A 15,518-nucleotide genomic window follows, 5' to 3' on the forward strand; every position below is an offset into this window, starting at 1 on the left:
CTAATTTCCTTTTTTTTCCAGCCTACTATGATGGATGCTGAACAAGAAATAAACGACTAAACCTATAGCCATCCAGATAATAAAACGTAAAAGCGTGATCCAAGGTAAATTGATTACCAGATATAAGCAACTTATTATTCCTAAAATGGGTACATAAGGCATACCAGGAACCTTAAAAGGACGAGGCATCTCTGGTTGCGTATACCGTAAATAGAGAACTCCACCACATACAATGATAAAGGCAGCTAAAGTTCCAATATTAACTAATTCAGCTAAATCCTTAATGGGAAAAATTCCGGCAAGAAAAGCCATTAAAATACCACAAGGCAAAATAACACGCACCGGCGTTTTAGTTTTAGGATTAACCTTAGCAAAGACAGCGGGCAATAAACCATCACGGGATAAAGCTAAAACAATACGCGTTAATCCATAAAATAAGACCAACATCACTGTAGTTAAGCCAGCAATTGCCCCAATACTAATGAGGCCCGCGACCGTTTTATGCCCTAAAATCAGTAAAGCATAACTGATAGGCGAGGCAACATTAAGTTGGCTATAATTCACAATGGCAGTAAGTAAGCCTGCTACCACAATATATAATACGGTACAAATGACTAAAGAGCCAATGATACCCCGTGGTAAATCCCGCTGGGGGTTTATCGCCTCTTCTGCTGCAGTGGAGACGGCATCAAAACCGATGTAGGCAAAGAAAATTAACGCCGCGCCGTCAACAACCCCTTTCCAGCCAAAGGGCATAAAGGGTGACCAATTTTTTAAATTAACATCGGTACAAACAACCGCAATAAACAGTAAAATGACAAATAATTTCACTAAGACAATTACATTATTAAGGCGGGTACTCGATTTAACGCCCACCCAGAGTAAGGCCGTTAATAAGGCAATAATTAAACAGGCAAAGAGATTGATATATCCGCCGGTCAAAGGGCCATTAAGTAAATAATCAGGAAGGGTAATTTTAAAAGAGTTTAAAAAATTATTCGCATAACCACTCCACCCTACGGAGACGGCAGAAACCGAAATCGAATACTCGAGTAACAAATCCCAGCCTACTATCCACGCAATAAATTCGCCAAAACCCGCGTACGCATAACTGTAGGCGCTGCCACAACCGCCAATGGCAGCGGCTAATTCGGCATAAGACAAAGCAGCAAAAGCGCAAGCAAATCCAGCGATAACATAGGACACAATAACTGCCGGCCCCGCATGAGTTGCAGCGACCACTCCAGTTAAAATGAAAATTCCGGCACCAATGATAGCGCCAACCCCTAAAAAAGTTAAATCAAATACGGTTAAACATTTTGCTAAATCTGTCTTAATATCGCTTGACTGTCTTACATCTTTTTTGCGAAACAGGTCCATGATACTATGTCCTTTTAGAGTTTTTTCTCTGCAAATGCCGTTTGCTTTATAAAAACCTAGAGAGGCTGTAAAGGTTCTCCTAATTTAAATCTAGCACTAAAATAGAGCTACAAGGACAAAATAAGGCAATAAAAATTAGAAAAATGAAGAAATTACTAACTAGCCTACTCTTATTCTCGTCGATAAACGCCTATGCAGAAGCAAAAGATTACTGCCCAAAGTGGTATTCTTTTATTAAACCTGTCTGTCAACGGCTTCATCAGGTAATTTATGAAGGGGATGGCGAACTTTACCTTTCTGGATACGCCTGGCATAACCGTTATGTTTATAGCCCCGAAAAAATTCGCAGTTACAATGAAACGGCCTGGGGAGGCGGATTAGGTAAAGGCTTCTTTGATGAAAAAGGTAATTGGCACGGACTATTTACTTATGCTTTTTTAGATTCGCATAAGAATGTAGAGCCAGTAGCAGGCTACGCTTATTTAAAGGTCGCAACCCTACACAAAGAATTGAAGGCGGGAATAGGATACACGGTATTGATTACTGTGCGGCCAGACTTAAATAAAGGGATCCCCTTCCCCGGCGCGCTTCCTTGGGCCTCCATTTTTTATAAAAAAGTAACCCTAGCAGCCACTTATATTCCTGGATTTAATCATAATGGCAATGTGCTTTATTTATTAGGCAAATATACTTTTTAATCTTAGTATTTTAAGATTTTATGCTATGTTTTATGGTATATGAGCCGTTCTTTAACAAAGTGCGGCTTACCCTTATTCTTTTGTGGTATTAATGGAACTTTTTTTAGGACTAAAGACATGAAACCATTTATCGATCAAGCCCAATGCTACGCCGCTCATCATCAAAATCCTAAGACCCAACAAACGCATTGGATAGGCGTACCGTTAATTACCTTCTCGCTCATGATTTTATTAGGCTTTGTTAAAATTGTAATCCCAGGAGTCTATCAAATATCTCTTGCCTGCTTAGCTACCCTAGCCTTATTAGTTTATTATTTTCGCCTCCAATGGGTTCTCGCTCTTGCTGTCACTCCCGTGCTTTTATTGCTCCTGTGGATTGCCAGTTTATTAAGCCATAACGGTCCAAATACCCTAGCCTCGTGGATCTTTATCATCTGCTTTATCAGTGGTTGGACCTTACAATTATATGGCCATTACATTGCCGAGGAAAAACCAGCTTTTATGGTGCAATTATCGCAAGTCTTTATCGCCCCGCTCTATTTAATGGCCGAACTTCTTTTTAAGGCAGGCCTTATGTCTTCCTTAAAAGAACAAATCCATGCGGGATTACACGAAGAAAAAAAGATAATTTGAATCCTTAGCGAATAAGCGAGATAAGCACGCTAGGTGAAAGCCAGCGGTGCTTAAAAGGAAGAAGCGCATCTTAAGCTAGGAGCATTTATCGTTTTCTTTGGGTCAAAAATCTAGTTTGCCAAGGCCCTGCATTCTTTAAGAGAAGTGAGGGCTTTGGATTTTAAAGCAATAATGGATCCGCGCATTACGTTTAAAATCTTGATCTATAGTTTGTTCGCTAATATCTTGAACCGTAAATTTCTCTTTTAGAGCTTCATCCAATTTAAATTGGCGGAAGTTAGTTGAAAAATATAACACGCCATCGGGATTTAATAAACGCATAGCCGCTTGGATTAAGGACTGGTGGTCGCGTTGAATATCTAAGGTATCGGTCATACGTTTTGAGTTAGAAAAGCTCGGCGGATCTAAAAAAATTACATCAAAACGATCGCGGCTAAGACGTAGCCATTCACGACAGTCATAAGCGATAAACTGATGACGAGCACTATCGATTTTGTTAATTCGAAAATTTTCTTCGGCCCATTTTAAATAAGTATTTGAAAGATCAACATTGGTCGTGAGTGCGCCAGCTAAGGCAGCATGCACACTAGCACTGGCGGTATAACAAAAACAGTTTAAAAAACGAGTTCCGGGTTTAAGCTTAGCAAAACTCAAACGCATCAAGCGATGGTCTAAGAAAAGACCGGTGTCGAGATAATCATATAAATTAACTTTTAAACGCGCCCCACCCTCTTCAACTAATAAAGAATGTTGAGTTTGATTCATTTTTTGGTACTGTTCTTTACCTTTTTGCTGTTTCCGTTGTTTGACGACAACCTTAGCGGCGGGAATCCCTAAGGCCCGCGGCACCACCTGAATAACATCAAGACTGCGCTGTTCGGCTACATGTACCGGAATACTAGTGGGAGCGGCGTATTCTTGCAACACGGCGTGATCATTATAAAGATCAATGGCATAAGCATATTCAGGAATATCCGCATCATACACGCGATAAGCACTAATATGATTTCTTTTAGCCCATTTTTGTAAATGTTGATGATTCTTTTGCAAGCGATTAAAAAGCATTTGCGCATGAGAGGACAAGGGGCGCTCTTTAGTGCCTTTTAATTCATTTTTCGCAGAAAGGTCAAAGCAATACAATTTACATTCAATAGGGCCATTATGAAGAGTATATTGTTTATTAGCCCGTAGGCCGATAGCCTTTGCTAGCATCACATTAGAGGTTAAAACCGCAGCTTGCCAACCTTGAAATTGGCTATGTAAGCTCTGGCCCAGTTGTTGGTAAACCGGAATTAATTGCGTTAGTTCTCCTAAGCGCTCGCCATAGGGTGGGTTGCACACTAATAAGCCTTGAGGGCTTAGAGCTTCGGCCTGTGCCATATCGGCTACTTTAAATTCAACTAAGGCGCCTACTCCAGCTAATTGCGCATTGGTTTGCGCCAAGGCTATGGCCTTAGGATCAGTATCGCTGCCTAAAAATTTTATTTTTAACGGTTTGACTTGCGCTAAAGCCTCGGCACGAGCTTTTTCCCATAAGCCTTCTTGGTGTTGGGCCCAATACGCTAAAGAGTGATCATGGCGTAATAAGCCTGGAGCAATATGAGCGGCCATCATCGCGGCTTCGATTACTAGGGTACCGGCGCCACAAAAAATATCCTGAAAATCATAGCCCTTGGCAGCCAACTCCGGCCATTTGGCGCGAATTAATAAGGCTGCTGCGACATTTTCTTTTAAGGGTGCAGCACCTGCACGTCCGCGATAACCGCGCTGATGCAAACTGTAGCCCATTAAATCTAAGCTTACGGTTAGGTAGCTATTTTTTAAATGGGCATGAATAAGGATCTCGGGATGCTCCTTATCGACAGTAGGTCGGGAGCCATTAAGTTTACGAAAATGATCAACAATAGCATCTTTAACCACTTGGGCACCAAACATGGTGTTACGAATTTGTTCGGAAGTACCATGAAATTCGATTGCAATAGTTTTATCCACCGTAAATACCGTTTGCCAATGGAAGTTGCTACAAAGCTGATGCAAGCCTTGCTCATGATCAGCATAACCACTAAAAAGAATTAACTGGACGCGATTGGCAATTCGCGACCAGATGCACAGTTCATAAAGGACATGCAAACTGGCTTCGCCATAAACGCCCTGAGGACTGACGCGTGTAATTTTTAAGCCTAAGGCCTTAAGTTCCTCTTCTAAAAGATACTCAAGTCCTTTAGGACAACTTACGAATAGGGAATAATTCATTTAATACAAGACCTTAAGTAGCGAAAAAGCGCAGTGGATGCGCCGGTATTTCTTTCTTTTAATTGATCTTCAACGGCCTTTTTAATTAATTGGCGCAATTGCTGCACATCGGTTTGATAAACATCAAGAAACTCAGTTAAGCTGTCTTTACCACCATTAATTAATTTATCCCGCCATAATTCAACCTCATGGAAACTAGCCGTTACCGAACTGTCTTCAGCCTCTAACTGATTATAAGCAGCAAGAATGGCATCAAAATCAGCAGAACGCATTAGCTTACCAATCAATTGAGCTTGCCGTCTTTTGGCGCCATGACTCTTAATCGATTTAGCATCCACAATCGCTTTATACAATTGCTCTGTGAGCGGCAGGCTCGCAAGTTTCGTATTGCTTAACTCAATTAATTTGATGCCAATTTTGCGCATATATTCGGCATCTCTCTTCTTTTGTGATTTACTTACTGGGTCTTCCATTATTGATACTTTTAGCTAAAAATTAGCCGGATTATACACTAAATAGCAGCTTACAGATACCACCACTACCGGCATATTATAAGAAGATGCTTAGGGCAAAAAGCCCCAAGCAAGAGGCTCTTATCTTTTATTTAGGCGATGCTGTAGGAAGAAAAGGATAGATTCCTGCTTCATCAAGAAGCTGGCGGGCTTTTTCCGCAATCACCCTATGGGCCTGGGTTGTAGGATGGATCCTATCCCAAAATACATAATCATCGCAGGATATATTTTCTTTATGGCTGGCAGGCAATAAACGATATAAATAACCCGTTGTAAGCGCCTCTTTAAGTTCTGGATCATTACTGATTAATTCCCAGTTAGTACTGTCTAGGTGAGGGTTTAAAGTCTTTAAATAAGATTGTAATTGGCTATCGTCTGGTTTTTTTAACCAACCGACATAGCCGCCTAAATAGCAAGCCTCTGTACTATTACTAAACCCATAATCATTTGCATGGTCTAAGGCTTCATTAAAAAAACTATATATATCAAAGTAGATGAAAGTGACTTCAGGATATTTATCTTGTAATTCCGCGATTTTAACTGCCAATTTACTATTATGACGTTTAACTAATTCATTTAATAAAATTTGGGTACCGTATTCCTTGGAATAGGGTGTACGTGCTAAATCAGGAAGGTTGGGAATAAGAAACTTATCGCCGCCTACTTTAATTAGGCGCTCAATGGTGCCTCCGATAGCATTAACCACTGCATCAGTAATTGGCTCAATATTAATAGGGCCATTGAGATAATTATTACCCCCAATCCAAATGGCAAAAAGGGTGGTATCTTTTTTCCCATAGGTATGCCAATACAAATAATTATCTAACTCCATGACTAAGGTATAAGGCAGGTGTTGCTTATAGGAAAGTACCGCACCTGCGCCACCTACGGCATAATTTTGCAAGCCTTCGGTATAATCGGCAGGAAAATACGAGCTATATAATTGCTCAGCCCAAAGAGTGCCATTAGAAAAATGGCCCTCATAATAAGGAGGAGAAACGGGCAAGGTTTGCCAAAGAAAGTGATACAGATTGCCATTATCAGAAAGGCTATCACCAAAAATGACCATCGTATCAAAATGTTTATTATCGGCGTAACTACATCCTGCACATAGCAAAGCAACAACAAAATAAAGTATTTTTTTCATCTGCGCTCCCTCGACATATTTCCCTAAATTTTTTTAGTCAGCGGGTATTAAGCCACCTCGTTGTTGACTATACGATTTGCGGGGCCTTGCGCGCAAGTAGCTATAACCAATAGCACAAAAATTATAAATAAGGATACCCAATAAAAATAAATGCAAGCCATTAATGGTCAGCTGGGTAAAGATAGGAATAGTTATTAACACACCTAAACAGCCGGAAAGACTTAAAATTAGGGTTTTCTTGAGCGGGATTTTATTCTTTTGTAAAAAAACCAGCGTAGTCAAGGGTTGTTGCATGGCCCCAGCGGTAGTCATAATGGGGAACGCGACTACGGGAGAAATATTCATTACAAACAAAACGCCCTGGACCATCACAAATAAGCCAACACCCACCGATGTTAAGGCACCGCAAATCACTAAGGCAAAAAATCCAATCACTAACTTCCAGGAGTGGAGTTCAGTTAACTCGCCGCCCACAGGTAGCCATTGGAATTGATGGGAAATGAGAAGAAAAATAATCACAGCAAAAGAACAAATCATGGCTAAACGAATAGCTTGTTTACTAAGCTGACTGACAACAAAACCGCCCAATAAACCACCAACACAGGTACCGGCTACTAGGGTAACGAGGGTGGTAAGATCCACGTCAATCAAGTGCATAAAAAATAAGGATTCTATCGTCCCTGGTATCACCTGGGCCCCATTATTCACCGCAGGAAGTTCATCATCGCGAAAGGTACCAAACAGCTTGGCTAAAGCCACATTACAGGCAAAGCTTCCTACGCCTAAAGTATCCGCAATAAAAGCCACCACACCACTAAAACCTAGTTTTAGATAGTCTAAATAAGACAAAGGTTGGGGGGGTTGCTGGCGTAATTTAAGGATCATTACAGCGAAACAAAATAAACTGAGCACTAAGATGCCTGTGGTAATTAAATAGATAGCCATTCTATTCCTAAATCAAAATTAACAAGGGTAATTTGTATTCATTGCTCATCCAATTTTCTTTTTGAAAAACTTGTTTATTTCGCAAAATATTGAGAGGACGCGGCCATTATATACTAATTTTTTTGTTCAGCAAACAACTATCGGGCTAAAAATGCAACTTAATGACAGATTTCCGAACAACTGATACACCCAAGAGAAGGGAATCTTAAAATAGTTTGATTTGTTTTTACTCCATGAGTAGCATATAAGCACACTAATGGCTAAGAGACCCCCTATGCCCAATGAACGCCAACTTATCAATAAATCGATTTATAATGAACTTACAAGCTTAAATAAAGAGCAAGTTAAACTTGCCGCCGAGCAAATTGACGTTCGCGCCAGTGAAGGCGTCATGCAGGAGGAAGCTCGGGCTCTCCCCCAGTTTTTTAAACCAGCGGTAGGTATTTATGCCCGCCTTTTAGCAAAACATCCGACCTTTGCTTCATCAACTACTGCTAAAGCCGCAGAGGATGAGGCTATCAAAGAGATAATTGCTGCGATAAAACAACGCTTAGCTAATTCTAAAGACAGGCTTAATCATGATAAGCTGGTTGGCCTGGAAGCTGCGCAAGAAGCCATCGACAAACCCAGTAAACGTTACCGCAGAGAGTATCAATCACATGGTCATAGTGCTTGGGACGATATTGGCAGATTGCATAGCGCCCTAAGGCTCCTACTTAATGATGCAACCATAAACCCCGCAAGCACCTGGAAGACCCCTTATTTTAATGGGAGTAGTTCCTATAAAGGCAAAACCTATAGACATTATTTAGCCTTAATTTGGAAAGGGGCCACCGAAGATAATATTGAAGCACCGATTAATTTTTCTGGCATCCCTAGTGAACAACTTAAAGAAGGCGCTATTGAACAGATCATCACGGCTTTGGCGCAATGTCGGCGGGAACATAATTATGATGGCAGCACCCCAGATTGGGAGCAAACTAAAAAACCATCTGATGCCCAACGTTGTGACATGGGATTAAGGGGGGATTTATTTGGGCAAATGCTCATTCACAACGAACACTACATGCAAACCCGCACCAAATTGAATATTGAACTTATTGAGCCTCTGATTAAAGATCTTCTCTTTGCCGAATTTACGCAATTAGCAATCGAGGCTAAAGAAAAAATAATTCATTATCTAGAAAATAAAGCCATTATTCTGGTGGATCCCGAAGCAGAAGAAGTTGAAGCCCTAAATAAATTTATTCGCGACACCAAGCTTATTGCACTGGAAAAATTATTAGCCAAAATTGCCAGTAGCGAAAATCCCGCTTTGGCTAAAATTCATAGCTTTTTGACTAAAATAAAAGAAAAAGCCGGGCGCGGTGATGTAGACGCCATCCGTGGTTTAAGTCAAATTATGACCGATTTAGACCGCTGGGTTAAATTAGAAGCCGAGTCCTTGCTCATGACGGAGCGTACCAATTCCGCCTCAATGGACTACATTAGACGCTTTGCCAATGAGGGGATTTCCCAAGTTTTTCATTCCCAACTCAAAGCTGCCTTGGAAGGCGATATAGAAGCACGGTCGCAAATGCTTTCCCAGCGTGATGAGCTAGTCAATAAACTTGAGGCCTTACAATACCGTTTAGATAACCTGCTTATTCAAACTATAGTTTTTCCTCAAGCCTCTTTAAGCTCCTTAAAAAAAGGAGAATACCGTCAGTTAATCACTCATTATGAAGGCAAAATTCTTGCTTTAGAAACCCAAATAAAAAGCATGATTGCCGCATATTTAGAGCAGCAGGGAATTGTACTTGCCCAACAATTTCCGCTCTTAGCGGACACCGGGGTGGCCAGCACCATTGAGTTACGAAAAAAGAGTTTTATTGAACAACAAAAGCAAGTCTTGGTTGATTTAGAAAAAATGAAAACAAAATTAGCTCGTTTGCAACTGCTTATTAATAACGACAGTGTAGATGCCGCAAATCTTAGGCCACATGCGCAAATGTTATTGGCAGCTTATCCTGATGAGCAAAAATATTCCCCTGATTTCTATGCGGCTTATCTTTGGAATTTACTCCTCGAAAAAACGCCCTCTGAACATTATATAATTGAAAATAGCGACCATAAAGAATTTAGTCACACTCTTGATTTACTCTTTGGAAATGCAACGGCAGGCATCCCTGGCTTAGAGACGGTCCAACAGCATTTGATCATGTATGCCTTTAATGTACAAAGGAAAAAACACATTGAACAAGGGAAAAAGGAATTATCCATTGTAAACCGATGGAAGCTTGTTGAAGAGTACTTAGCTAAAAAGGGTATTCGCTTAGGCGAGGCAGATAAGGTGCCTAACGACCATTTAATCACCGCCTATGAAACGGCCTATCAAGCATCAAAGTTGCCTTCCAAAATTTGGCTCACGATTGTCGAACGCAGTGGGCAACAAAAAGCTTTAGAAGACATGCTAAAGATCCCAAACGAAGAAGCGCGGGCACTAAAACGTAAAGAATCGCGTTATGCTGAACAAATGCTTGCCGCAGCCACTCATCTTCCCCTTTCTTTATATGGCGAGGTAGATGCGGAAAAACAAGAGGCTGCGCTTACGACCTGGAAAGCTGTGGCACAGTCAATATTTGTTAATTATCCAAGAACGAGCCGGCAACATATTGATGCCTTAATAAATTTCTTAGTGCAAACCTTAATGGTACAATTAGAAATTAAACAATTCGCCAAAGAGGATAAAGAGGTATTAGAACAAATTGTGAAGAAATATATGGGAATCGAAAACTTTTCAGGCTTTCCTCTGCCTTTTACGCCTAGCCCACCAACTACCGAAAATCAAATTGCTTGTCTCGCCCAACATTTGACACTCATGCTGACCACTTTAAGCCCTGCGGCCATTAAAACCAGTTTCGAACAAGGAATTATTCGCTTAATGGCGCGCGAGAAAGCCAGCAGTATAGTAACAGGGAGCGATAAATACTTAATTCGCCTTTCTAATTTCGAACCTTATAAATTAGTCATCACTACTAAAGAGGCCAATACTTATATTAGCTCAGCGGCCAAACAAACCGTTAATGTTGCAGGTCAGTCTTACTCAATTAGTACCTATCCCGACAGCGCCTTACACACTGCAGCAGAGCCACATATTAAGCATAAAAAAGCTATTGTCCCGGATTTAACTCTGGAGCAAATGACCTCCGTCGTCTTCCAAAGACAGCAAGCGGAAATCTATCAGAGCATTTATAGTGACGTCAATTTTTATGAAAGGGATAATACCAGGCTGGAGGCTCCTCTTACGCATGGGCTATTTCGCCCCGCACCCCCTATTGGCTTACGGAGGGCCATTGCTAAAGTAGACAGCCACCTGCGCGCTGATATCCGTCCAGGGTAAAAGATCAACCCTGAGGTGATTAAAGGTGGCAGCTGGTGGTATTGATACCTACTTTATTAAAGACTGTTCTGACAACATTGGTATTGAGCTTATAATCTTTTGTAGCATGTAAAACACCACAAGCGCCACTAGTAAAATTAGTAGTGGGTGTCCAATATTTCATATTGGCTTGCAGCATAATTTTATAAGCTACCCGAGTACCAAACTGATTAGATAGCAAATAAAAGGCTTTATTGAACACCCCACTGGCTTGATGAACGATATAACTTTGCTGATTGTTAGGTTCGAGATTCGCCTCGGCATAAGCCACTACATCCGCATAGGTACGTAGGCAAGAAGAACCACTACTATTCGCTAAGGGCTGACTCAAACAATCAGCCGAACTCCCATCGGCTGAGGGATTATTCATGTATCGTAAAGCAGTGCCCATACCCGGTGGAGTAATTGTTTCGCCAATTCCCCAAGTTAAAGTACTTTGGCCTAAATAGAGCTTTTTATAGAACAGCGGTAAAGTTGAAAGCAAATAAACTCTCGTCGCCTGCCCGGCCATATCAGACATCGCCTCATTAAGCGCTCCAGACTGATCATGATATTCTAATCCAGCATTTTGTTGGGTAAAGCCATGGGTTACTTCATGTCCGGCTATATCCAGAGCGACTAAAGGATAAAACTGCAGACCATCCCCAAAAGACATCGAGGTGCCATCCCAAAAAGCATTATCATATTGTTGGCCAAAATGCACCCGCATCAAGAGCTTTCCGGGCTGTCCGCGAGAACCGCGCAATACAGGTAACTTATACCATTGAGCATACATAGCAACAATAACATGACCGAAATAATAAGCATCGTTAGCAGGTGAATAAGCCCCATGAATGGGATCGCCCTTATTTTTGCCACAGAGATATTTATAAGGGCTTAAAATAGCGTCATAGTAATCCCATTTATGGCCCAAATTAACAAGCCTTACCGCGGGGCTATCCATCGTACAAATAGAGCCTTGTTTGATGACCGATAAAGCTGGCAGACCGTTTTTACCATAAGTATATTGCTTCGTTTTAACGTTTCCACCAGGGCCAAAATCAGCATAATGTTGAATATTATCCCATTGCTTTAAAATGGCACCTGTTTGCGCATTAATGATATAAAAAGGCATCGAAGGGTTACCCTCAGCATCTATACTCTTAAGCGACACTAAATAGGTAAGAACAAAACTAGCTTTCTCTTCGCGAATTTGCAGGACAGCTTTTTCTCCTTGAGTTGACGCTTGCGAGTAGCTGAAATAGTTAGTTTTGGCTATATCAATTGCCTGTTGGGCACTTAGTTGGGGCTTCGGGTTAAGCTTAATTCCACTCGCAAGATGACCGCTGACCTCTTCTGAGCCTTGAACACTCCTACCTTGTACAGTTTGCTTACTAATGATTACCTGTGACCCTATGACGGGGATACCATAATAGCGCTGCTGATAACGGATCATCGTCGCATTAGGCCCTTGCGTTGTACTTATTGCTTGTAATACATTAACTTGATTCGCTAAATTACGTGAGCCATTAGTACCTGTGCCTGCTTTGACATAGGCTTGCACGCTCGTTAAGGGCGCGTCGTATAAATCGACACTAGCCGCAAATATACTGTTTGAAAGGGCAGCAAGAGAAAAGAACATTGCATTTTTTAACACAGAAGCTCCAAACAAGTAGATAGTATTATTTTGGCACAACAATGATCTTATTGCAAACAAAATGAACAGCCGATTAACGAACTAGGATGCGACAAGGATAAATGATGAATTTAAAAAATATTTTCGGTGGTTTATTACTCGCAAGCTTCTGTAACCTGAATGCCGGACCTGTTACCCATTTTTTCCATTATTATCAGGAGCAACAGGCTTCTTTAAGCAATAGCCCAATTAAGCAATTGACCTTTCAGCAAAGCATAGATCATCAACACCCTTATGTGGGGCATTTTGCGCAACGTTATTATATTGATGAAAGTTTCAGTAATCAGCGCACGGATCCCGTCTTTTTTTATATTTGCGGCGAATCCACTTGCACTGCGCGGGCCTTAACTGGAGCAATTCGCGACTATGCCAAACAGCATCATGCCAAACTGGTGGCTTTAGAGCATCGTTATTATGGTGAAAGCCTTCCATTTAATTCCTTCTCAAGGGATAAACTAAAGTATTTATCCACTGAAGCAGCTTTAGAAGATTTAGCCCGGTTTCAAGAATATATGATGAGCAAGCAGCAATGGCAGGGTACCTGGATTGCCTTTGGTGGCTCTTATCCGGGTTCATTAGCTGCATATTATCGGCTTCGTTATCCGCAGCAAATTGCGGGAGCGCTTGCCTCCTCAGCTCCGGTTATGGCTAAGGAAGATTTTTATGAGTATGACGCCCATATTAATAAAGTAGTAGGCCCTCAATGTGCAAACCAGATGCGCCAAGTTACCCAAGTCATTGAATCATCTCTCCTTGATGAGAACCAATTTAACCAAATCAAGACGCTTTTTGCAGCCCAAGAGGTCAAAGACCCCACTGATTTTTTGTATTTAGTTGCTGATACCGGTGCTGCGGCGGTTCAATATGGCATGAAAACAGAGTTTTGCAGGTTTTTAGCCCAGAGTGCAAGTCCCTTAGAGGGCTATGCGGCTTTCGCAAAACAACTTTACCAACGCATGAATGTAAACGCCGTAGAAATGACCGCTCAAGGGGCGCTTAGCGAAAATCCTGCCGACTATCACAATGGGGCGGGCATGCGTCAATGGTTTTATCAATCCTGTACTGAATATGGTTATTGGCAAAACGCTAATCACGACCCCGCTCAAGCAAGCCGCTCCTCTTTAATTAATCTCACCTACCACCGCCAGATTTGCGAACGCTTGTTTGCCCTCCACGAACCCGCACCAACAGCAAGCCTCAATGCAAAGTTTTATTATCCCTTAATGGACAACACCGTGAGCAATATTTATTTTACCAATGGCGAGCACGATCCCTGGTCTTCCCTTTCGCTTACTGAACAAAATGGCAATGCAAACAATCCTAATTTTACTTATTATCTTATAAAGGGCGCTGCCCATTGCGATGATCTCCATTCCCCCAACGCGCAAGACTCCTTAGCCTTAAAAGCAGCCCGCCGCCAAATGGGTGATTTATTAATAAAATGGCTTAATGAAGCCAAGAGAGACAATTATTATCCAGTCCAGGAAGGTGGCTTTTAAATAGTTTGCAATGGGCAAAAGGTTAAAATATGGGTATGTTCACCCGTTTTAACTCAAGTTGTTATTGGAGGAGCCGCTATGAGCGATTTTCGCAGTGATACTGTTACGAAACCCAGTAAAGCCATGCTTGATTACCTGACCCAAGCGAAGCTTGGCGATGATGTGTTTGGTGATGATCCAAGCGTGCTTGAATTGGAAGAGATGATGGCCTCTTATGCGGGAATGGAGGCGGCCGTTTTCGCCCCATCCGGTACGATGACTAATCTCATGGGCATTATGGCTCATTGTCAGCGCGGCGATGAATACATTGTGGGACAAACCGCACATACCTACATGTGGGAAGGTGGGGGGGCTGCAGTTTTAGGGAGTATTCAACCTCAGCCACTAGATTTTGCAGAAAACGGCTGCCTCGATTTGCAAAAAGTGGACATGGCGATTAAGCCCACAGATGATCATCATCCCCGGACCAAACTCTTATGTCTTGAAAATACCATGAATGGCAAAGTCTTGCCCTTGGACTATCTAAATCAGATCAAGCCTTTTTGTCGCGAAAGGAAACTGGCTGCTCATTTAGATGGTGCCCGTGTTTATCATGCCTGCGTCAAATTAGGCGTATCGTTAGAAACTATCGCACAACACTTTGATTCTATTTCAATCTGTCTTTCTAAAGGCCTTGGTGCTCCGATTGGCTCTTTATTATGTGGCAGCAAAGCCTTGATCAAAGAGGCTAGACACTGGCGTAAAATGTTAGGTGGAGGAATGCGGCAAGCAGGCCTTCTTGCCGCAGCCGGTATTTATGCACTTAATAATAACATTGAACGCTTAGCAGAAGATCATGAGCATGCGCAGTATTTGGCAGCAGAACTAAGCACTTTTCCTGAGATTAGTGTTGATTTCAACTCCTTACAAACCAATATTTTATTTATAAAGGTCGAGGGCGATTATCCTGCGCTACAACACTATTTAGCAGGCCAAGGAATTCTGCTGCCAAAGCAAGCCAATAAAAAAGGGATGGTACGCTTAGTTACTCATCTGGATATCGGGAAAGAAGATATTAAAAAATTAATCAGTACGCTGAAAATATTCTACCATCATCCAAGCCACCATTAAGTTCACAGGCTCTGCTTGTGGCCCTATTTATAGTTGGAGCCAAGCCGCACAATAACTTTAGGCGGCTTTGGCAAGAAGTTTGATTTTTCCCTTCCGCTCATCAAAACGCTCCGCTTCTAAAATCACTAACTCATGTTACGCACATAAACTTGTAGTTTGACTAAAAAGCATTAGAATTCCGCCCTTAATTTTAGGGAGGGAATTAAATGGATATGCTTGATCTTTATAGTGATTATTTGATTTTC

Annotated in this window: 11 protein-coding genes; 5 read left to right on the plus strand and 6 right to left on the minus strand. The window is 41.6% G+C overall.

Features of this window, described 5'->3' with window-relative positions:
* On the minus strand, positions 1-1,380 hold the full coding sequence (locus tag ELY15_RS04275; protein ID WP_127098419.1) for an amino acid permease: 1,380 nt from the start codon (positions 1,378-1,380) through the stop codon (positions 1-3).
* 143 nt (positions 1,381-1,523) lie between these two features.
* On the opposite strand from ELY15_RS04275, the gene pagP reads away from it, so the two are divergent.
* Both pagP and ELY15_RS04285 read left to right on the plus strand, forming a co-directional pair.
* Positions 1,524-2,078, plus strand: a complete 555-nt coding sequence (gene pagP, locus ELY15_RS04280; RefSeq protein ID WP_127098420.1) for a lipid IV(A) palmitoyltransferase PagP — start codon at positions 1,524-1,526, stop codon at positions 2,076-2,078.
* 117 nt (positions 2,079-2,195) lie between these two features.
* Entirely contained in the window at positions 2,196-2,711 is a 516-nt protein-coding gene (locus ELY15_RS04285; RefSeq protein ID WP_127098421.1) for a DUF962 domain-containing protein, read from the plus strand.
* Positions 2,712-2,846: 135 nt separating this feature from the next.
* Here the strand turns inward: ELY15_RS04285 and rlmKL are convergent, their stop codons facing one another.
* From rlmKL to ELY15_RS04305, 4 genes are all read right to left on the minus strand, one after another.
* On the minus strand, positions 2,847-4,964 hold the full coding sequence (rlmKL, locus tag ELY15_RS04290) for a bifunctional 23S rRNA (guanine(2069)-N(7))-methyltransferase RlmK/23S rRNA (guanine(2445)-N(2))-methyltransferase RlmL (protein WP_127098422.1): 2,118 nt from the start codon (positions 4,962-4,964) through the stop codon (positions 2,847-2,849).
* A complete protein-coding gene (yjgA, locus tag ELY15_RS04295; RefSeq protein WP_127098423.1) occupies positions 4,961-5,437 on the minus strand; it encodes a ribosome biogenesis factor YjgA in 477 nt (158 codons plus the stop codon). The genes rlmKL and yjgA overlap by 4 nt, the downstream gene beginning before the upstream one ends.
* Before the next feature lie 127 nt (positions 5,438-5,564).
* Positions 5,565-6,623, minus strand: coding sequence for an SGNH/GDSL hydrolase family protein (locus tag ELY15_RS04300; RefSeq protein WP_127098424.1), 1,059 nt, complete (start codon positions 6,621-6,623; stop codon positions 5,565-5,567).
* Positions 6,624-6,656: 33 nt separating this feature from the next.
* Positions 6,657-7,568, minus strand: coding sequence for a sulfite exporter TauE/SafE family protein (locus tag ELY15_RS04305; protein WP_127098425.1), 912 nt, complete (start codon positions 7,566-7,568; stop codon positions 6,657-6,659).
* A gap of 274 nt (positions 7,569-7,842) precedes the next feature.
* Between ELY15_RS04305 and ELY15_RS04310 the strand changes: the two genes are divergently transcribed.
* Complete coding sequence (locus tag ELY15_RS04310; protein WP_233586510.1) at positions 7,843-10,950, plus strand: hypothetical protein; 3,108 nt, start codon at positions 7,843-7,845, stop codon at positions 10,948-10,950.
* 19 nt (positions 10,951-10,969) lie between these two features.
* On the opposite strand, the gene ELY15_RS04315 is transcribed toward ELY15_RS04310, so the two are convergent.
* Entirely contained in the window at positions 10,970-12,625 is a 1,656-nt protein-coding gene (locus tag ELY15_RS04315) for a M4 family metallopeptidase (protein WP_127098427.1), read from the minus strand.
* Between the two features lie 101 nt (positions 12,626-12,726).
* Here ELY15_RS04315 and ELY15_RS04320 point away from each other — a divergent pair, with 101 nt between their 5' ends.
* Together ELY15_RS04320 and ltaE are read left to right on the plus strand one after the other, a co-directional pair.
* Entirely contained in the window at positions 12,727-14,163 is a 1,437-nt protein-coding gene (locus ELY15_RS04320; RefSeq protein ID WP_127098428.1) for a S28 family serine protease, read from the plus strand.
* A 78-nt stretch (positions 14,164-14,241) separates the two neighbouring features.
* Positions 14,242-15,273, plus strand: coding sequence for a low-specificity L-threonine aldolase (gene ltaE, locus ELY15_RS04325; protein WP_127098429.1), 1,032 nt, complete (start codon positions 14,242-14,244; stop codon positions 15,271-15,273).
* Positions 15,274-15,518: the final 245 nt, after the last annotated feature.

Origin of the sequence: Legionella sp. km772, from assembly GCF_003989735.1 — a bacterium.
GTDB lineage: Bacteria > Pseudomonadota > Gammaproteobacteria > Legionellales > Legionellaceae > Legionella.

Coding starts and splice junctions, on each gene's coding strand:
- ELY15_RS04275 (WP_127098419.1), bottom strand. CDS start 1,380: ATGGACCTGTTTCGCAAAAAAGATGTAAGACAGTCAAGCGATATTAAG.
- pagP (WP_127098420.1), top strand. CDS start 1,524: ATGAAGAAATTACTAACTAGCCTACTCTTATTCTCGTCGATAAACGCC.
- ELY15_RS04285 (WP_127098421.1), top strand. CDS start 2,196: ATGAAACCATTTATCGATCAAGCCCAATGCTACGCCGCTCATCATCAA.
- rlmKL (WP_127098422.1), bottom strand. CDS start 4,964: ATGAATTATTCCCTATTCGTAAGTTGTCCTAAAGGACTTGAGTATCTT.
- yjgA (WP_127098423.1), bottom strand. CDS start 5,437: ATGGAAGACCCAGTAAGTAAATCACAAAAGAAGAGAGATGCCGAATAT.
- ELY15_RS04300 (WP_127098424.1), bottom strand. CDS start 6,623: ATGAAAAAAATACTTTATTTTGTTGTTGCTTTGCTATGTGCAGGATGT.
- ELY15_RS04305 (WP_127098425.1), bottom strand. CDS start 7,568: ATGGCTATCTATTTAATTACCACAGGCATCTTAGTGCTCAGTTTATTT.
- ELY15_RS04310 (WP_233586510.1), top strand. CDS start 7,843: ATGCCCAATGAACGCCAACTTATCAATAAATCGATTTATAATGAACTT.
- ELY15_RS04320 (WP_127098428.1), top strand. CDS start 12,727: ATGATGAATTTAAAAAATATTTTCGGTGGTTTATTACTCGCAAGCTTC.
- ltaE (WP_127098429.1), top strand. CDS start 14,242: ATGAGCGATTTTCGCAGTGATACTGTTACGAAACCCAGTAAAGCCATG.